We start from the raw sequence: 18,068 nt of genomic DNA, 5'->3' as shown, positions 1-18,068 counted from the left end.
ATTAGTTGGATATTCTTATATCAATATCTCCTTTAAGGATGTGTTTAATCTGCGATTAAATAAATTTATTTCAGAGTCTGGAAAAACATCCAGGCGCGGAGCAGATAAATTGATTAGTGAAGGAAAAGTCACTATTAACGGAAAAGTGGCCACATTAGGAAGCCAAGTTGAGCCAGGGGATGATGTTCGTCTCGGTGGAAATCCGATCAAAGTGGCAAAAAATTACGTTTATATTGCCCTAAATAAACCCGTTGGTATTACTAGCACGACAGAAAGACATATAAAAGGAAATATTATTGATTTAGTCAACCATCCATTAAGAATATTTCATATTGGGCGGCTTGATAAAGATTCAGAAGGTCTTATCCTCCTAACTAATGACGGAGACATAGTTAACGAAATCTTACGTGCTGAAAATAAGCATGAAAAGGAATATATCGTTACAGTAGACAAGCCAATTACTCCAGAGTTTTTAAAAAGAATGGCAGGAGGAGTAGAAATACTAGATACAAAAACGCTGCCTTGTAAAGTTGAACAGCTATCTAAGTATGTTTTTCAAATCATTTTAACACAAGGCTTAAACCGGCAGATTCGCCGTATGTGTTCAGCACTTGGATATGAGGTTTGTCGCCTGCAACGAACTCGTATTATGAATATTCCTTTAGGTAACCTTCCAGTTGGACAATGGAGGGATTTATCAAAGAAAGAACGCACTCAATTATTTAACGATCTAAATTACGAGCCAAAAGAATGGTGAAATAAATAGAGAGTCGGCCGGAATAAAACAGTTTCGGCCCACTCTCTTTTGTTTTTAAAGGATGCTAGTTACTTCTTTATGAGGTTTCTCAAAACTATAATAAAAAACCCTCATTTACTTATGATACGGTTCACCGCACCTACGATACCGGCAGTTTTTCATGAATCAAGAACATCTACAACAGAATCACCTTTAATATTACTTTAAGTTTTTAACTCCAGTTTCTAATATTTCCATTTGCAGTAGTGTCTGTTCGTCTGTAATGGTTTTATCTTTACCATTTATGATTGTCTCATATAAATCATCATATACTCTTCCATAATCACCATTTACGGATTTCACTTTTTCTTCGTGAATTGTACCTTCTTCATCAACATATGTAAGTACACCATAATGTTTTAATGTATCTATACCAAAATCTTTGTTATCAGGCATGTAAAATACCTTTAAATGTTCTTCCTGACGATCCTTGGTTTCTTTCACAAAACATCCCTTTTTGCCATGAACGACGAAGCTGGGTCTTTCTTTAAGTCTAAAATAACTGGATTTTACAGATACTTTTAACTTGCCATAATATAAATCTAAATCAAAATAATCATTCATTCTTCCTTGTCCTAGTAATTGCCTTACATCATAATCTATATGATCCGGCTTACCAAAATAGCTAATAACCTGATCCAGTGTATGACAGCCATGTCCATATAAGAATGACTCAACAGGATTAAAGGAATGAACAGACTCAGGTACTTCGGGTCGATAATAGTCATAATGCATTTCCAGTTCCAGCAAGTCTCCTATTTTTCCTTCTTCAATGACCTTTTGAACTGTTAAGAAGTCACTATCAAAACGTCTGTTTTGATACGTCTGAACAATTAATTCTTTCTCTTTTGCCAATGCAAAAATTTCTTTTGCCTGTTCTGAGGTTTCCATAAAAGGCTTTTCAACTAAACAGTTCTTATTATGTTCTAACACTAGTTTTGCGTATTCATAATGACTGTCAGTTCTTGTGCAAATCACAATGAGTTGAATGTCTTTGTCATTTAATAATTCATCTAAATCAGAAGTATAATTTACTCCTGCAATCCTAACCCAGCTTTCATGCTTAGGATTTCTTTGATAAATTGTTTTTACCTTTATATTCTCTCTTTGCAGTACGAACGGCAGATGATATCTGTTCGTACTTTTCCCATTTCCAATATACCCAATAGTAAGCATAGCAACCTCCTGAAATTTATTTATATTTATTATCTTCTGTTGCAACTGTTTAGACTTCATAACTATCTTAAATATGAAAAGCACCTCTTAAAATGATAAGTTTATCATACTAGGAGGTGCTGTACTATTTGTATGAGTTGTTCGAATACAGGCTTACATTTGATCTTTGATAAACCTAGACATGATTCTTTGTTTATTACATTAAGTGAATTAGGTGGAATATAATACCAACCACAAACAACCCAAGAATCATAACGATTGGAGAAACTTTCTTCTTAAGCAGCCACATGCAAAGAAGTGTTATCACCAATCCAGCTAAACCAGGAATTAAGCTATCTAAGTTGCCTTGTAAAGTAGTTACTTTAACTGGTTCTAATGAAAGACCAGCAGCTTGCTGTTCCAACGCAGATTTAATCGCGAGTGGGCCAGACGGTAAATTACTCCAATCAATAAAAGCACCTTTGGCAAGTTTTACTGTAGATACAATTGGCGTGAACTTTACAGATACCCAACGGTTAACTAATGCACCCAGGATGAACATACCTAGGATTGATGCACCTTTAGTAATATCTTGAAGTAGTCCGCCAGATAAGTCTTCCGTAATTTTAGAACCCGCTTTATAACCAAATTCTTGCGTATACCACGTGAATCCCATACGAATGATGTTCCATAAAACAAAGAAAATAATCGGCCCAAGGATGTTACCGGTCAAAGCAAGAGAAGCCGCTAACGCACCAAGGATTGGTCTAACCGTGAACCAAAAAACTGGATCCCCAATACCTGCTAAAGGCCCCATCATACCGACTTTAACCCCTTGAATGGCTGTGTCATCAACCGGTGCACCATTTGCACGTTCTTCTTCAAGCGCTAAAGTTACACCAATAATAGGTGAAGCTACATATGGGTGTGTATTAAAGAATTCTAAGTGACGTTTTAGTGCAGCAGCACGATCTTCTTTTGTTTTATATAATTTTTTGATTGCAGGAATCATCGCATATACCCAACCACCGTTCTGCATACGTTCATAGTTCCAAGAACCTTGAATGAAGGTTGAACGCCACCAAACAGAAACACGATCTTTTTTTGATAATCTCAATTCATTAGCCATTTTTATGCTCCCTCCTTCTTAGTAACTATCAATAATATCGCCTAGCGGGTCACCAGAGTTTGTGTTTCCGCCATTACCTGAACCGCCTTGTTTAGAAAGCGCTAAATAGATAAGTGCAAGAGCCACACCGATAGCACCTAGACCGATAAGTGTGATTTGTGAAACAGTCGCTAATACGAAACCAATCGCGAAGAATGGCCATACTTCTTTTGTAGCCATCATGTTAATAACCATTGCATAACCAACCGCTACGACCATTCCCCCACCGATTGCTAAACCGCCTGTCAACCAAGCTGGCATAGATGTAAGTAAGTCTCTAACTGGAGCTGCGCCAATCGCTACAATTAATAAAGCTGGGATTGCAATACGTAACCCTTGCAGGCAGATAGCGATGATTTGCCAGAATTCAACTTTTCTGATGTTCCCTTCACTAGCCGCTGCATCCATAAAATGCACCAATGCTGTAGCAAGAGTACGGACGATGATTGTTAATAAAAGGCCAGCAACTGCGAGCGGAACAGCAATCGCAATTGCGGAAGCCACACCAGCTTTACCTTGTCCACTTAAAACTAAAATAATGGCAGATGCAACGGATGCTAACGCAGCATCTGGAGCTACGGCAGCTCCGATGTTTGCCCAACCTAAAGCAATCAGTTGAAGAGTACCACCTAAGATAAGACATGGTACTAAGTTTCCTGTAACTAAGCCAATTAACGTACAAGCAATGATTGGCTGGTGGAATTGGAATTCATCTAAAATTCCTTCTATACCAGCTAAAAATGCTACGATAATGACTAATATTATTTGAATAATATTCAAATCCATGATATTAATCCTCCGTTTTCTTTAATAATTAGGATTACTTTTGTTTGTTTAATTCCTCTTGGGCCTTCTTGACAATTTCGTCCATGTTGCCTTTTGAATCGTTCGGAACTTTACGTACATCGAAGTTCAAACCGGCCGACTTTAACTTAGCGAAAGTATCAATATCCGCTTGGCTAAAGGCCAGCACCTTATTCGGCTGAACTTTACCAGGTGAGTGTGCCATGGAGCCAACGTTGATAGTCTTCAATGGAACGCCGCCTTCAACTGCTCGAAGCGCATCTTGTGGGTTTTCGAAAAGAAGTAATGCACGCTGGCCGCCAAAGTGTTGATCATCTTTTGCAAGTTTGATCATTTGATCGATAGGAACAACGTGTGCCTTTACACCTGGAGGTGCAGCCTGTTGAATCAATTTCCTACGAAGCTCATCCTTAGCTACTACGTCTGATACAACGATGATCCTTGTAGGCTGTGTAGTTTTTGTCCAAGCAGTCGCTACTTGTCCGTGAAGTAAACGAGAGTCAATCCGTGCTAACACGTATTCAAATTTACCAGGGGCGCCTGCATTTGCTGGCTTAGCAGCATCTGTTGCAGTGACGACTGCTGGTTCTAATTCTTCAGGTCTTACTTTAACCCCTTCTTTAGCCGTGCCCAAGATATGCGCGGCAATTTCATGAGCTGTGGTCATTGAGAAGCGCGATGCATAAGCTTCAATCACCATTGGCAAGTTCAAACCAGCTACGATTGCCCATTTGTCTTTGTGTTCTTCTAACAAGCTGTTAGCTTGGTTGAAAGGAGTTCCACCCCAAAGGTCGACTAAGAATAATACTTCGTCTTGGTTGTCGAAAGAGGCGATTGCTTCTTCCATTTTTGCCTTTACATCATTAGGTCCTTCGCTCGGCATCAATGTAACAGCTTTTACATTTTCTTGTTCTCCAAAGATCATCGCTCCAGATTGCAAGATACCATTGGCAAATTCGCCGTGACTAGCAATGATAATCCCTACCATCTTTTTACCTCCTATTATTATTGATACAGCTTTTTCAGCTCATCTAAAGCGGTTACAGTTTCAACAAAATAAACAACAAAAAAGACATGAGCAAAAAGTTAATTGAATGAGAGTTAGGGTATAGATTACCCCTTTTACTTCATTTCAATCCTACTTTTCACTCATGCCTGATCGAATCAGTAACACGTAAAAAATAATGGCTATTTAAATTTATTTTGCAATGCTGTAAATAGAGTGTTAAATAAACAGCATCTTTATCAAATACTATGTTTGCTGCATCACTTTATTGAGCTTACACGTGAGATTATAGCACACCGATATTCCTCTTTCAAGAGGGAAGCTATTTTTTTAGACAAGTGCCGACCTGCCTTATATGTAAACCTTTACTTTTTAAAATTTCTCTTCAAGCCGCGTTTAATAATATCAAAGAAACTTAATGATTGAACCATATGATTCGGATCAACATATTCACGAATGGCTCGCAAAACTTTTTTCGGCTCTTTAGAAGAAAATGTATACGTCCCATTTCTTTTAGTTTTGAAAGCATAACGCGGGATCCATTTCCCTTTGAACATGATTGAAGCGATCACATTGTCAACTTCTTCCCAAGGAATTTGAATAAACTTACGAGCATCACGATCATTGAAGAATTCAAATCCTTTGTCTCCAATCATGATTTTACCATATTCCGAAATTCCCATATGTGCGGTTGCATCAATAACTAAATCTACTTTTGTATTGATTGATTGGACCATTTGATGTACTCCATTTCTTTCTTTTAATAATAATTATTATACGCACTTTTTCACTTTAAGCAAAAAATACTGGGGACGCCTTCCACTATAGAAAGCCCTCCTCATCATATGTTTAAGTGTTTTCTCATTCACGTAGAAACACAACATTGTTAAATTCTTAGTGGTAAATACCTTTGTTAGTTGGATAGATCCTGCTCAATTTTATTTTTGCGGATCAGTCCTGTAAAAAAGTGCATTAAAGCCCTATCCGAGTATTCATAGGATAGGGCTTACAGTTAAATTTTCGCCAAATTATACTAATACATTTTAAGGCCTTACGGGCTCATTTGCGGCCCATTTCTTTAATTTATATTTACTGGATTTAGATTGACCTTCTAAAACTATTTTCTCTTGCTCTCTTAAATCTTTTAATATTCGTGTGCTTGTTGCTGGTGAAAATCCGCAAAGTCTCTCTATTTCTTTACGAGTTATATATTCATTTTTATTTAGATAAACCAAAATCATTACATTAGCTTGAATCTCATCAAAATCTTTATCCTTTGTGTATTCATCAAGTTTTGAAATAAACAGCCCGTAAAAGTCCGATTGGTGAGATTCAGTGGAACTTGCCGCTGCGTTCTTCAGTCCTGCCGGAACTTTGTAGAATTTACTCTGAACCTCATTAGGCACGAAGAATGACCAAAATCCCTTTTATTCTGAAATTTCTGCCACAAACTGTGCCGTAATTTGCTGCGGACGTGTAATCGCTCCTCCAACAACCGCAGCATGTGCCCCTATTTCAAGGACTCTTTTTAGCATTTTAGGTGTGTTGATATTCCCCTCAGCAATGACTGGAATCGACACTGCTTTTAAAACATCTTTTAAAAAGGCAAAGTCATTATCATATGGTTTACGGCCATTAGTTTCTTTTGTATATCCCAAAAGGGTCGTTCCTACACAATCAAACCCTAGTTTTTCAGCATTTATGGCATCTTCAATGGATGCAATATCCGCCATAAGCTCCACGGTCGGGCTTTTTTCCCGAGCATAGGAAACAAGCTCCGCAAGTGAAAGATTTCCCGGACGTATTCTCATGGTAGCATCCAAGGCAATCATTTCACAGCAACTTTCAATTAATTCATCAATTTCCCTTTTTGTAGCCGTTATATAGATTTCACTGTCTTCGTAATTTCTTTTCACAATACCGATGACAGGAAGTGAAACTTCCCCTTTAATGGCGATAATATCCTCTGTTGTATTTGCTCGAATTCCAGAGGCACCGCCTTCTTTTGCCGCCAGGGCCATTTTCCCCATGATATATGAACTGTGAAGGGGTTCTTCGTCCAATGCCTGGCAAGAAACAACTAATCGTCCTTTAATTTCATTCAGCATCTTATTCACCTTCCATTTCTTCCACTTCATTTATGATATTGGTTTCCTCAGGTACTGCAGAATTTTTAATAGCAAAATAAAAATAAACAAAAAAACTCCCTCTACTTATGATAAGGTTCTCCCCGGTTAATCCGAAATGTCCTGTATATCTGTTCGACTAATATCAGCCTCATAAGCTGATGGGGGAAGGTCATTTTCGAAAAAGAAAGCTTTTCATTTGCACGAGTCAGGACTTGATCACTGAGACCCAGTGATCCGCCTATCACAAAAGCAATTTTGCTTTTTCCATAGGTTGCAAGTTTATCGAGTGTGTCCGCTAACTCTTCAGAAGAGCGTATCTTCCCATTTATAGCTAAGGCAATGACATGTACGTCATCGCCAATTTTAGCTAGTATTCTTTCCCCTTCCTTTTGTTTGACCTGCTCCATTTCCGTTTCACTTAATTCCTCAGGCGCTTTTTCATCGGAAACTTCTATCACTTCCACCTTTGCATAGGAAGTCAGTCTCTTTAGATATTCATCTATTCCTTGTTTTAAGTATTTTTCTTTTAATTTCCCGACAGTAACAATAGAGATATTCACAATCCACAGCCCTTTACAAAAAGATTACAAACAGTTTACAAACAAGATATCCACAGGGTTTATCCACATATCCACATTTTTTATCCACATCTTGTATGGGATCATTTGTTTGCTACAATATATACAGCCATATTTCGACAATATTCACAGGCTGTTGATAAATTATCCACATCCATTTTTGTCATAACTGGAAAGGTTTCATACTCATCAACGATCGTATCAAGGGCTAGGTCTATATGTTCTTCACAGCAATAAATCAACTTTTATTCATCTCCTAAGTCTCGTTTTCTTTTTCTTATTGTACACTATTCTTCTACAGGACATGCTTTTCAACTTATCCACAATATAACCTGTAAACGACAAAATAATTTCAGAAAAAAAGTTATCAACAAAAAAGGAGGCATTATACATGCCCCCTCCTTTCACTTATAAGCTTTCACCTGATAACTTAAGTGTAACTTCCTGTAATTTACCTTCACGATAAAATTTCAATGTCATTTTATCGCCTACTTTTTTATCAGTATACAAATGCTTCCGAAGCTCAAGAACGTCTTTTACCTTTTGTCCGTCAAGCTCAACAATAACGTCCATTTCCTTTAGTCCAGCTTTGTCTGCCGGTGAGCCTGGTACTACCTGGCGAATGGCAATACCATAATCCACATCCTTTGGCAGCTTGAGTGCTTCCTGCTGATAATAAGCAGGAATTTCATTTACTGATTTTAAATCAAGTCCCATATATGGACGTTTTACATTACCATACTTTTCTAGGTCATTAATAATTGGTATAGCTGAATTGATTGGAATGGAAAGCCCGATTCCTTCAACAGATTCCTGAGAAATTTTCATCGAATTAATCCCAATAACTTGGCCGGCAGCATTAACAAGCGCACCACCGCTGTTTCCAGGATTTATCGCAGCATCAGTCTGAATAACCTCTGACTGCCAGTCTACCACTCCATCCTGGTTAATATCGACGGGAATAGTCCTTTGCAGACCTGATACAATCCCTTTTGTTACAGAACCTGAAAATGTTGTTCCTAGTGGATTTCCAATTGCGATAACAGGTTCACCTGGCTTTAATTTATCTGAATTACCGAACTCAGCAACCTTTTTTACTTTGGCGGCGTCAAACTCCAGAACTGCTAAGTCTGTTAATACGTCGCTGCCAAGCAACTTTGCTGGAACCTTTGATCCATCCGTAAAAGTTACTTCGAGCCTTGTTGCATCCTCAACAACATGATGGTTTGTTACTACATATGCTTTATTACCTGCTTTTTTATAAATAACCCCAGATCCAGTACCTGCGGCTTGTTCCTGCTGACCCTGCTGATCCTGCTGACCATTGCCATCAGACCAGAAGCCGTTGCCCCCGCCGCCTGATGATTGAATATTAGTAATACCCACAACCGCATCGCCTGCTTTATTAACAGCTTTAGTCGTGTCATTTTCGACATCCAATGAAACCTTTTGAGTTACAGGATTACTTGTATCTGGAATAGCTGATTGATCGGCGACCTGCTGCTCTGATGACTGAATTTTATATGGAAGGACACCATAATCGGATAAAGCAGGCACTGCAAGAACTACGAGTAAAGCACCAATAATTGCTCCTGACAGACTTGGGAGAAAAACTCCGCCTCTCCTTTGTTTAGTCTCCTTATAACGACTTTGATCATCCTGGTCATAATAACCCATTCTATACCATCCCTCTCTCTTAAAAGAATAGCTAAGTTTTATTCTGGCTCTATACCCATCATTATACTCTTTCGTATCCAATTTTCTAAAAAAAAGGCGATCTTTATGATTTTTTTAAACGTTTGTTCATAGTTTAGTCTTACTTTTCATGAACCTTCGTATATTTACAAAATTAAAGACTGACTGATATGATAAATTAAATGAAAAAGGGGGAAGAGTCGGTGAAAATCATCATTTTAGGTCCGGAAAATTCAGGATTATATAGAGATATCCGTTTGCAAGCATTAAAGGTCCACCCGGAAGCATTTAGTTCGAGTTTTGAAGAAGAATCAGCATACACCCTGGAACGGTTCTCAAGCAGATTAAATGAAGACTTTTCTTTCACCTTTGGCGCCATAATGGAGGATCAATTAATCGGGATAGTCACACTGGTAACAGAACGAAGAAACAAACTGAAACATAGAGCAACTATTGCAGCGATGTATGTTGATCCTGAATACCGACGATCCGGAACAGGAAAAAAATTGCTGGAGGAAGCAATCAAGAAGGCCAAGGAGCTTGAAGGGATTGAACAGATATATTTATCTGTTACTTCCACCAATGTAGCTGCTATAAAGCTTTACCTGTCATTAGGCTTTACAACCTATGGCAAAGATATTAAAGCGTTAAAAATAAATAACCGATACTACGATGAAGACCTCATGGCCATATATTTTTAAATAAAGCTCATATAAAAGATGCTGTTGACAAAGTGATCTCTGACTAGAAAATTCATTCGTGCGGTGATTATACAAGGATGCTAGTTCAATGTCCTGCGGGAAATCAACAGGCAAGTTAACAGAGATTTTTATAAAACAATGTCAAAATAAAGAAGGAATGAGAGCCTTTGCTCTCATTCCTTCTTTATTTTATACCGCAGTTAAAATTGTTGGTGTTTTTGCATCCGTATCATAAATATCAAACTGTTCACCAATCTTTATTCCTTGGCTTTCTAGCGTCTGTGCTACAGACATTCGTGCCAGTTCTTTCATATTATTATCTAGACTTAAGTGGGCCAGGTAGATTTTTTTCGTATGATCCCCTGCTACGTCACTCATGGCAATGGCAGCATCCTCGTTGGATACATGGCCAACATCACTTAGAATCCTTCTCTTAATATTCCATGGATAACGGCCCATTCTTAGCATTTGGACATCATGATTGCTTTCAAAGACATATGTGTCAGCATTGGAGATGATCCCCTTCATCCGGTCACTTACATATCCTGTATCAGTAATAAGCACCAGCTTTTTATCGCCATTATGGAAGACGTAAAACATTGGCTCAGCCGCATCGTGTGAAACCCCGAATGATTCAATGTCTGTTGACCCAAAGCTTTTAACTGTTTCCATATTGAAAACAAATTTTTGCCCAACAGGCACTTCACCAATTAATCCGTCCATTGCCTGCCAAGTCTTTTCATTGGCGTAAACCGGAAGCTTGTACTTTCTTGCAACAACGCCCAATCCCTTTATATGATCACTATGCTCATGAGTAACAAAGATACCGGAAAGCTTGCTCATATCACGGTCTATTTTTTGAAAAAGACCTTCCATTTGCTTTCCGCTTAACCCCGCGTCTACTAAAAAAGAATGCTGATCCGACTCTATATAAATCGCATTTCCTGTACTCCCGCTTGCAAGAACACTAAAATGCAAAGACATATTCATTCACTCCACTACATTTTTTTCTTGGCTGTTAAATCTATAACTTGCCCTTCAAATCCATTGACATATAAACTCTTCTTGTCGTCCACAACAAAGTGCCAGGTTGGTGCCATTACTTGTGAAGCCGCCAGTGGTATAAGAGTGGAGTAACCCAATTCTACCTTCGTAACCTTGCTTTTGGCCTTTAGAAGCCCTTGCTTATGAAGTGTCTCCATTGCCTCTAGAGCCTGCTGGATTTCTTCTTTGTGCTTCATTTTCTCGATACTTTCCAGATAAGTTTGCTCATATGAGATAATCTGATTTTTATCATTAAAAGTTAATTTTACCATAGCACTATCATTTTCATAAAAAGGTCTGCCTTCGTATACCTGATAGTATATGATTTCCCTTTTATCCCTATCTAGTTTTCCAAATTGATAGTGTTCCGGATAAAGTATATTATCCTTTAAAAAAGCATCGACATCAGACGGCTGTATTTTGTCAGGTAGCTGAAGAGGATTCTTAAATTTCGAATAAATTTCCTTATCTTCTTCAAGAAGTGTAACCGTCTGACCCTCAAGTTTTTCTGTATCTGCCTGCTTAAAGGTTTTCGTTTTCGCACTAATATATTGGTCCTTCAGAGGTACCTTTGGCATGTCAACATACTTAATTTCATCAGCTTTTAATTTATCTTCAGTAGAGGCTTCTGTAATAAATTCGTATTTATTTGTATCCGTAATCGATAAGAATTGGTATAACAGATAAACATCCAAAATGAGGAAGGTTAGAATAAAGATGGTTTTTATCTTACTCCAATCCATGCTTCAAACCTCCCAAATCCTCAGAAGTAACTTGTCCCCAGGAGCCATTATATTGATAAAACCAGGTTGGCTCAAGTGTAATAAGTTGTTCTGATTTCAAATCCTTTTGCATCTGGTATCCAAGGACAATATCCTCTAAATGACTGATTTTAAAGTTCTTTTTTGTCTGCAGATATTCCAATACCTGATGGCCGGAAGGAAGAGAAACAGTTGCCATTTCAGACTGAATGGCAAAATCAAGAGCTATGCTTGGCCTGATATATTTGTTTATTTCATCTCTTCCCCATACTTCAGTAACTTCAGACATTCCTCTTTCATTAAAAACAGGATATCCTTCAGTACTATATAGCCTGAATGTCACCTTTTGATTAAGCTCATCCATTGAAACGTACCTATAGGAATCAGTCCATCCACCATGCCCATTAACAAAGTCAATGCTTTTATTCAAAAGATCATAGGAATTTCCAACATACGTATTATTTTCTGTCGGATTAACATAAGTGAGTATATTAGTTGAATCATCGATATTCATTTTACTGGAGTCATTTGTATACTCTTCCCCTCCATCGATCACGCTTTTTCGTACAAAGCTCGGATCACGGAATAGGGCTTCCTTGAATAATTCTGAATCAAGCTTAGCGGGAAGATATTTGTAAACTAACATATTGGTTTCTTTCTCTGGCAGGTAGATGGTCCGCCTGTCCGTAGGTTTAAATGCAAAGTACGCCGGATAATTGGTCGCATTTTTAAAGAAATTTTTATTAAAATCATTTAAAAAGGAAAGTGGGATCTGGGCGGAATAAACCTGCTGGGTTTCAGAAGAAACAAAGTATACACTTCCGTTTTCCTTGTTGGTACTGTCCATATTAACCACTATTCTATCAAAGTTAAAAGGTGGAATTTTCTTCTGGTCAATATTGAGGATATTCCGGTAAATTTCAACCGGAACCTTTGCAGGAAAAGCAATTTCAACTGCCCGGCCCTTTTCAGGTAAATCCTTTATACTTCCAGCCTTCTCTGAATTGTTTTTCACATCGGAAACTACCCATCGGCCAATTTCCCTCACAAGCCTGTCAATTTCTAAGCTGTTTTCGGTGCCAAAATGCTTTCCATTTACATGGAAATATATCCTGTCCGGCTTAACAATTTTCTTTAACTCTTTTTGTTCGCTAATAGAAACCTGTTCAACGTAGTTTTTATTATCTATCGTTTTAAAATCGGGCTGATATGTCCAAAGATTCCACGTTAAAACGATGCTGAACAATACCAAAAAAATCAAAATGGCAGATTTTATATTTTCATATCTCATTCCCATTCATCCTCATCAGACCGTTCATATGGAAGGGTAAAGGCAATCTCAGTTCCTTTTCCTTCCTCACTGTTTGCCCAGATTCTTCCCCCATGGGCCTGAACCATCTCTTTGGCGATTGCAAGCCCAAGTCCTGTTCCGCCCAGTTTTCTTGTCCGGGCCTTATCAACCCTGTAAAAACGTTCAAATATTTTTCCGATATTCTCCTTTGGAATACCCATACCCTGATCTTTAACACTCACCAGGATATGCTCCTCCCGTTCCTCAACAGAGAAGGTTAGCTGGCCTCCCTCAGGAGAATACTTTAATGCATTCGAAATGATATTATAAAGAACCTGGGTGAGTTTATCCTCATCAATTTCTACAAACATTCGTGCATCAGGTAAATTTCTCTTAAAAGAAATAGTTTCATCTTTGGTTAATTCAAACCGGTCAATTATCCTATCAAAGAAATCGACAAAATCCACCCATTCCTTTGTTAGTCGATAATCTCTGCTGTCCATTTTAGAAAGCTGGAGAAGATCATTAACAAGACGAATCATCCGCTCTGTCTCATTTTGTGTAACCTCGAGGAAGTTAGGCGCAATTTCTTCATCCTTCCATGCTCCCTCAGCCAACGCCTCCAAATAGCTTCTCATGGTTGTCAAAGGTGTTCTTAACTCATGAGACACGTTCGCTACGAATTCTCTTCTCTCGGCATCAATTTTTTCCTGATCGGTAATATCATGGAGAACAGTAATCAAACCATTTACAAAACCTGTTTCTTTTTGTATGACTGATAAATTGGCCCTTAGAACGTAAGGTTTATTTTTTGTACTATAATTCAGGATTAACGAATCGTTTACCTCTAGTAAATCTTCAAAGGTGTAATCCTCTTCGACATCAAGCAAGGACACGATTGGCTGTGATAGGACTGTTTCACGTGAAACACCCAGCATTTCGGCTGCGGGGTCATTTATCAAAATAACACGGCCTTTTCTGTCCGTTGCAATAACCCCATCCGTCATATATGAAAGGACGGATGATAGCTTCCTTCTCTCGCCTTCTGTCGTCGCCTGTGCTTCCTGCAATTTTTTAGTCAGGTTATTAAAGGTCATGGCAAGCGTTCCTATTTCATCATTGCCATAGACTTTTACTTTCCTTGAAAAATTTCCTTTGGCCATAGCCAAAGCTTGCTTTTTCATATCAGAAATTGGCTTGGTGATCGTCTGGGCAAGCAAAATACCAAGAACTGCGGTTATTACTAATGCAATAGCCGTGCCGTTGATAAATATACTGTTGATCGTTTTCATCTGTTCAAAAACACTTTCAATTTTTGCAACAAGATAAATGGCACCAATGACTTTGTGACCGGATTTAATTGGGGAGGACAACACCCAAATCCTGTTTCCCGTCTGCCGATCGATCATAATGCTGCTTTGCTCTTCTTCCATGACAATGGAACGCTTTACCCTAAGTTCCGTTGTTCTTTGTCCAACGATACCCTGATTATTGGCTTCTGAGGTACCCAGTACTTTTAGAGATTGTGCGTCTATGACCCTAACCTCTGTAATATCACCTGCTGCAAAGTCTCTCAGCATCTTTTTTACATCATCTTCAAGAGGCGGATCTTCCTTAGTACGGTCCTTATCCATTGCCTGTACAACATTATAGGCGAGCAGGTTAACCCGTTCTTTTATGGATGTCTGGAAATTCGTCCGAAGGGTCTCCTCCAGCTGCCGCACAAAATAAACGCCAATAATCTGCATGGCAATCAGAATGAGCAAAACGTATATAATAACGAATTTAAGATGGATGGATTTGAAAAAACCTACTTTTCTCATTCCAGCCCATTACTCCTGTTCTGGATTGCGCAAATAATACCCGACTCCTCTTCGGGTTACAATCCATGCCGGATGACTAGGGCTGTCTTCTATTTTTTCACGCAATCTTCTTACGGTAACGTCAACTGTCCTTACGTCTCCGTAGTAATCATAGCCCCAGACAGTTTGCAATAAATGTTCTCTTGTCATAACCTGTCCAATATGTTTTGCAAGATAATGCAATAATTCAAACTCACGATGGGTAAGTTCAATTGTTACACCACGTTTTGAAACTACATAAGCATCTGGATGGATTGTAAGTGAACCAATTTCAATCTCATTTGATTCTTCTTCAATACCAGCCTGAGATGCAGCCTGATGGCGGCGCAGATTGGCTTTTACCCGTGCGATTAGTTCCCTGGTGCTAAATGGCTTTGTTACATAGTCATCTGCTCCAAGCTCAAGTCCAAGAACTTTATCAATTTCTGAATCCTTAGCTGTCAGCATAATGATTGGCATTTCATGTTTTTTCCGGACCTCCCGGCAAACCTCCATGCCATCTCTTTGCGGAAGCATAATATCCAGCAGGATTAAGTCCGGCTGAACCTCCTCCACCATGCTGATAGCAGAATTTCCATCATATGCGCAATAAACATCGTAGCCTTCTTTTTTTAAGTTAAACTGCAAAATATCTGCAATTGGTTTTTCATCATCAACGACAAGAATCTTTTTTTCCATGGCCCCTGTCTCCTTTACATAAAATAAATCTATTTCATTTCATATGAAAGTAAAAAGTCATATGTCCTCTAGTCTACTTTACCATTTTATACGAATGAATTCACCTTTTAACAAAAGTTGTCAGTATGATAGAGCATGTACAGCGGATTATATGAAAAAGCCTCCAGGTAAACCGGAGGCTTTTAATCTAGTAATTTTATTTTCCAATGTAATTTAACGGATTTTGGAGAGCTCCATTTTTATAAACTTCAAAGTGAAGATGGATTCCAGTAGCGTCACCGGTTGCTCCCATTACTCCAATTGCTGTTCCTTGCTCAACATTCTGCCCAGCATGGACACTGAGGGATGCCATATGTCCATAGACTGTACGTAAACCATTTTGATGATCAATTACTACTTTATTTCCATATCCGCCATTATCCCAGCCAGCTGACACAACAACTCCATTGTCTGCTGCTTTTATTGTACGGTTGCTTGGGCGTGCTATATCAATCCCTTTATGCATCTTGCCGTCACGATAACCTAATTTGCTGGAAATATAACCGCCAACTGCAGGCCAGGTAAAATGTCCTTGTCCACGGGAGGGGATTACCTTTGTCCCTTTAATGATAATCTTATTGACTGGCTGAGCCTGAATGACTTCCTTTTGAGTTTCCTTTTTCAAAGTACGGCCATTTTGCTGTGAAATCGTATATGTTACCAGCTTGCTGCCAGTCTGCCCTTCCTGCTGAACCTTCGTTTCCCCTTTAGGAAGAGAATTTTCTTCTTTTACCTCTGTTTGATAGGCAATCGTTTGTTTCTCGCTTACTTGTTTATCTACAGCTACCTCTACAAACGGAACTGTTACGGTAATATTTAATTCCTGACCGATTTTAAGTACAGAATCTTCCTGTATGCCAGGATTTAAAACTAGTAAGTCACTTAGCTTAAGACTATTGCGGTTAGCAATGTCTCCAAGAACATCGCCTTCTTGAACCTTATATTTTCTGTCCTCTAAAGTACCGCGTTCAAGGTAAGTAACAGCATCTTCTGCACTTAAAATTTTACTAGCAACAGTTTTATCCTCTTTTACAGAAACACTTTTGGTAAAGTGAACGTCTAATATACGAGATTCATTTTCTTTCAACTCTGGCAAAACCGGATTAGAAGCTGCCTTGCGAGCTTCTAGCTCATCTAACTGTTCCTCTGTTACATATGTAAGCTTTAGCTTTTTAACCACGTTTTCAGCAGTCTGACTGTTTGCTACGTATACAACAGGCTGGTCATCTACTGCGATCGCAACCGCGTCAACCTGAAGCTCCTGTTTTTCCTGTTTTTTTGCTGTATGTTCTTCTATGTAATTAGTTTCCTGAACCGTTTCTGCCTTTTTACCCGCTTTCATTTTTTTAATAATATCTTTGTGGGTAATAGATCCGATATAAGAATCATTTAAATATGTATTTGTCTGTGTTGTATTATTATCAGCAAGTACGGCATAATCCACACTAAAAGTTAAAGCGGCGGCTGCAAGGATCGTTACTGCAGTTTTTTTGATAAAAGCTGCTTTTTTAATTTTTGGCAACATTTTACTAAGACTTTTCATATCTTTCCTCCCTAATACCATGAAACAAACTCTCTATTCTATAGTTCTTTTTATCTATTAAAAACTTTATCATAAAAGTTCCTGAATAAATTATATGTTCAATGAATGTAACAAAAATGTATATAAACTTACATTTTTATACATTTCGTGGGAGGGAAATGGGAGTTAAAAGTGCCGGTTAGCTTTTCCATATAAAAGAAAACCCTTACAATACCAAGGCTTGAAGAGGTTTTTGTCAGCGTAAACCTAAATTAGACAAATTACCTTATATTTGGAATTAAACTGGATTATTTTTTGCAAAATGATTACAAATTCTAAAAATAAATAAAATGGCCCGTTTTCAAATCTATTAAATTAGGTAATATTTGAAGATCTTGTGAATTCTTGGGTTTAAATATACAAAAAAACTGCCTCAATTAACTGAGACAGTTTCTTTTTGTAATGGCTCGGGACGGAATCGAACCGCCGACACAAGGATTTTCAGTCCTTTGCTCTACCGACTGAGCTACCGAGCCAATTATTTATGGCGGTCCCGACCGGGATCGAACCGGCGATCTCCTGCGTGACAGGCAGGCATGTTAACCGCTACACCACGGGGCCATTTTAATAAAAAAATATTATGAGATGCTCATTTATAGAGCCCTACTGTCTCTTCCTCTTCCAGTCAATTCATAGAAGCGGATGCGTCGAGACAACTCGCTGTTGTTCACCGAAGCTTCGCTCGTCGCTACACCACGGGACCATTTTAATAAAAAAATATTATGAGATGCTCATTTATAGAGCCCTACTGTCTCTTCCTCTTCCAGTCAATTCATAGA

18 protein-coding genes and 2 tRNA genes are annotated in these 18,068 nt (G+C 38.4%); 2 read left to right on the top strand and 18 right to left on the bottom strand.

The genetic code is table 11. The features are described 5' to 3' along the window. The first annotated feature begins 40 nt into the window (after positions 1–40). On the top strand, positions 41–757 hold the full coding sequence (gene rluF, locus AC3WR0_RS12625) for a 23S rRNA pseudouridine(2604) synthase RluF (protein ID WP_492552646.1): 717 nt from the start codon (positions 41–43) through the stop codon (positions 755–757). Positions 758–955: 198 nt separating this feature from the next. Here the strand turns inward: rluF and AC3WR0_RS12620 are convergent, their stop codons facing one another. The 10 genes from AC3WR0_RS12620 to AC3WR0_RS12575 form a co-directional block, all read right to left on the bottom strand. Next, on the bottom strand, positions 956–1,972 hold the full coding sequence (locus AC3WR0_RS12620; RefSeq protein WP_492552645.1) for an oxidoreductase: 1,017 nt from the start codon (positions 1,970–1,972) through the stop codon (positions 956–958). A 196-nt stretch (positions 1,973–2,168) separates the two neighbouring features. Then, positions 2,169–3,080 carry a PTS system mannose/fructose/sorbose family transporter subunit IID gene (locus AC3WR0_RS12615; RefSeq protein ID WP_027323623.1) on the bottom strand — a complete coding sequence of 304 codons (912 nt, stop codon included), beginning with the start codon at positions 3,078–3,080 and terminating at the stop codon, positions 2,169–2,171. 18 nt (positions 3,081–3,098) lie between these two features. Then, a complete protein-coding gene (locus AC3WR0_RS12610; RefSeq protein WP_027323624.1) occupies positions 3,099–3,905 on the bottom strand; it encodes a PTS mannose/fructose/sorbose transporter subunit IIC in 807 nt (268 codons plus the stop codon). Between the two features lie 34 nt (positions 3,906–3,939). Then, on the bottom strand, positions 3,940–4,911 hold the full coding sequence (locus AC3WR0_RS12605; RefSeq protein ID WP_492552644.1) for a mannose/fructose/sorbose PTS transporter subunit IIA: 972 nt from the start codon (positions 4,909–4,911) through the stop codon (positions 3,940–3,942). A gap of 383 nt (positions 4,912–5,294) precedes the next feature. Beyond that, a complete protein-coding gene (locus tag AC3WR0_RS12600) occupies positions 5,295–5,666 on the bottom strand; it encodes a DUF956 family protein (protein WP_492552643.1) in 372 nt (123 codons plus the stop codon). 306 nt (positions 5,667–5,972) lie between these two features. Next, positions 5,973–6,335 (bottom strand): hypothetical protein, encoded by a 363-nt coding sequence (locus AC3WR0_RS12595; RefSeq protein ID WP_492552642.1) that lies wholly within the window; start codon positions 6,333–6,335, stop codon positions 5,973–5,975. Between the two features lie 21 nt (positions 6,336–6,356). Beyond that, positions 6,357–7,037, bottom strand: a complete 681-nt coding sequence (locus AC3WR0_RS12590; protein WP_492552641.1) for an N-acetylmannosamine-6-phosphate 2-epimerase — start codon at positions 7,035–7,037, stop codon at positions 6,357–6,359. Positions 7,038–7,138: 101 nt separating this feature from the next. Beyond that, positions 7,139–7,618: a 23S rRNA (pseudouridine(1915)-N(3))-methyltransferase RlmH gene (gene rlmH, locus AC3WR0_RS12585; RefSeq protein ID WP_492552640.1), complete on the bottom strand. Its 480-nt coding sequence runs from the start codon at positions 7,616–7,618 to the stop codon at positions 7,139–7,141. A gap of 101 nt (positions 7,619–7,719) precedes the next feature. Next, positions 7,720–7,878 (bottom strand): CxxH/CxxC protein, encoded by a 159-nt coding sequence (locus AC3WR0_RS12580; protein ID WP_492552639.1) that lies wholly within the window; start codon positions 7,876–7,878, stop codon positions 7,720–7,722. A 166-nt stretch (positions 7,879–8,044) separates the two neighbouring features. Next, the gene (locus tag AC3WR0_RS12575) at positions 8,045–9,313 is read right to left on the bottom strand and encodes a S1C family serine protease (RefSeq protein WP_492552638.1); all 1,269 of its coding nucleotides are present in this window, start codon (positions 9,311–9,313) and stop codon (positions 8,045–8,047) included. Between the two features lie 221 nt (positions 9,314–9,534). Between AC3WR0_RS12575 and AC3WR0_RS12570 the strand changes: the two genes are divergently transcribed. Next, positions 9,535–10,032, top strand: a complete 498-nt coding sequence (locus tag AC3WR0_RS12570; RefSeq protein WP_492552637.1) for a GNAT family N-acetyltransferase — start codon at positions 9,535–9,537, stop codon at positions 10,030–10,032. Between the two features lie 189 nt (positions 10,033–10,221). Here AC3WR0_RS12570 and AC3WR0_RS12565 read toward each other — a convergent pair whose 3' ends face one another. The 8 genes from AC3WR0_RS12565 to AC3WR0_RS12530 all read right to left on the bottom strand — a co-directional run bounded on the left by AC3WR0_RS12565 (position 10,222) and on the right by AC3WR0_RS12530 (position 17,850). Continuing rightward, entirely contained in the window at positions 10,222–11,016 is a 795-nt protein-coding gene (locus tag AC3WR0_RS12565) for an MBL fold metallo-hydrolase (RefSeq protein ID WP_492552636.1), read from the bottom strand. A gap of 14 nt (positions 11,017–11,030) precedes the next feature. Beyond that, the gene (locus AC3WR0_RS12560; RefSeq protein ID WP_492552635.1) at positions 11,031–11,819 is read right to left on the bottom strand and encodes a two-component system regulatory protein YycI; all 789 of its coding nucleotides are present in this window, start codon (positions 11,817–11,819) and stop codon (positions 11,031–11,033) included. Then, positions 11,806–13,128, bottom strand: a complete 1,323-nt coding sequence (locus AC3WR0_RS12555) for a YycH family regulatory protein (RefSeq protein ID WP_492552634.1) — start codon at positions 13,126–13,128, stop codon at positions 11,806–11,808. Before AC3WR0_RS12555 ends, AC3WR0_RS12560 begins: the two co-directional genes overlap by 14 nt. Continuing rightward, positions 13,125–14,951 (bottom strand): cell wall metabolism sensor histidine kinase WalK, encoded by a 1,827-nt coding sequence (walK, locus tag AC3WR0_RS12550; RefSeq protein ID WP_492552633.1) that lies wholly within the window; start codon positions 14,949–14,951, stop codon positions 13,125–13,127. Before walK ends, AC3WR0_RS12555 begins: the two co-directional genes overlap by 4 nt. A gap of 9 nt (positions 14,952–14,960) precedes the next feature. Beyond that, on the bottom strand, positions 14,961–15,668 hold the full coding sequence (gene yycF / locus AC3WR0_RS12545) for a response regulator YycF (protein WP_492552632.1): 708 nt from the start codon (positions 15,666–15,668) through the stop codon (positions 14,961–14,963). A gap of 196 nt (positions 15,669–15,864) precedes the next feature. Further along, the gene (locus tag AC3WR0_RS12540; protein WP_492552631.1) at positions 15,865–17,250 is read right to left on the bottom strand and encodes a peptidoglycan DD-metalloendopeptidase family protein; all 1,386 of its coding nucleotides are present in this window, start codon (positions 17,248–17,250) and stop codon (positions 15,865–15,867) included. A gap of 442 nt (positions 17,251–17,692) precedes the next feature. Further along, a tRNA-Phe gene (locus tag AC3WR0_RS12535) sits at positions 17,693–17,765 on the bottom strand. A gap of 9 nt (positions 17,766–17,774) precedes the next feature. After that, positions 17,775–17,850, bottom strand: a tRNA-Asp gene (locus AC3WR0_RS12530). Positions 17,851–18,068 lie beyond the last annotated feature (218 nt).

The organism is Neobacillus sp. FW104-15D2 (assembly GCF_058790155.1).
This window is presented reverse-complemented; position numbering and strand designations above follow the sequence as displayed.

Bases quoted from the DNA above. Each gene is read 5' to 3' on its own strand.
- AC3WR0_RS12590 (WP_492552641.1), bottom strand. From the start codon at position 7,037: ATGCTGAATGAAATTAAAGGACGATTAGTTGTTTCTTGCCAGGCATTG.
- AC3WR0_RS12615 (WP_027323623.1), bottom strand. From the start codon at position 3,080: ATGGCTAATGAATTGAGATTATCAAAAAAAGATCGTGTTTCTGTTTGG.
- AC3WR0_RS12605 (WP_492552644.1), bottom strand. From the start codon at position 4,911: ATGGTAGGGATTATCATTGCTAGTCACGGCGAATTTGCCAATGGTATC.
- yycF (WP_492552632.1), bottom strand. From the start codon at position 15,668: ATGGAAAAAAAGATTCTTGTCGTTGATGATGAAAAACCAATTGCAGAT.
- AC3WR0_RS12560 (WP_492552635.1), bottom strand. From the start codon at position 11,819: ATGGATTGGAGTAAGATAAAAACCATCTTTATTCTAACCTTCCTCATT.
- AC3WR0_RS12610 (WP_027323624.1), bottom strand. From the start codon at position 3,905: ATGGATTTGAATATTATTCAAATAATATTAGTCATTATCGTAGCATTT.
- AC3WR0_RS12600 (WP_492552643.1), bottom strand. From the start codon at position 5,666: ATGGTCCAATCAATCAATACAAAAGTAGATTTAGTTATTGATGCAACC.
- AC3WR0_RS12620 (WP_492552645.1), bottom strand. From the start codon at position 1,972: ATGCTTACTATTGGGTATATTGGAAATGGGAAAAGTACGAACAGATAT.
- AC3WR0_RS12565 (WP_492552636.1), bottom strand. From the start codon at position 11,016: ATGTCTTTGCATTTTAGTGTTCTTGCAAGCGGGAGTACAGGAAATGCG.
- AC3WR0_RS12540 (WP_492552631.1), bottom strand. From the start codon at position 17,250: ATGAAAAGTCTTAGTAAAATGTTGCCAAAAATTAAAAAAGCAGCTTTT.
- AC3WR0_RS12555 (WP_492552634.1), bottom strand. From the start codon at position 13,128: ATGAGATATGAAAATATAAAATCTGCCATTTTGATTTTTTTGGTATTG.
- AC3WR0_RS12575 (WP_492552638.1), bottom strand. From the start codon at position 9,313: ATGGGTTATTATGACCAGGATGATCAAAGTCGTTATAAGGAGACTAAA.
- walK (WP_492552633.1), bottom strand. From the start codon at position 14,951: ATGAGAAAAGTAGGTTTTTTCAAATCCATCCATCTTAAATTCGTTATT.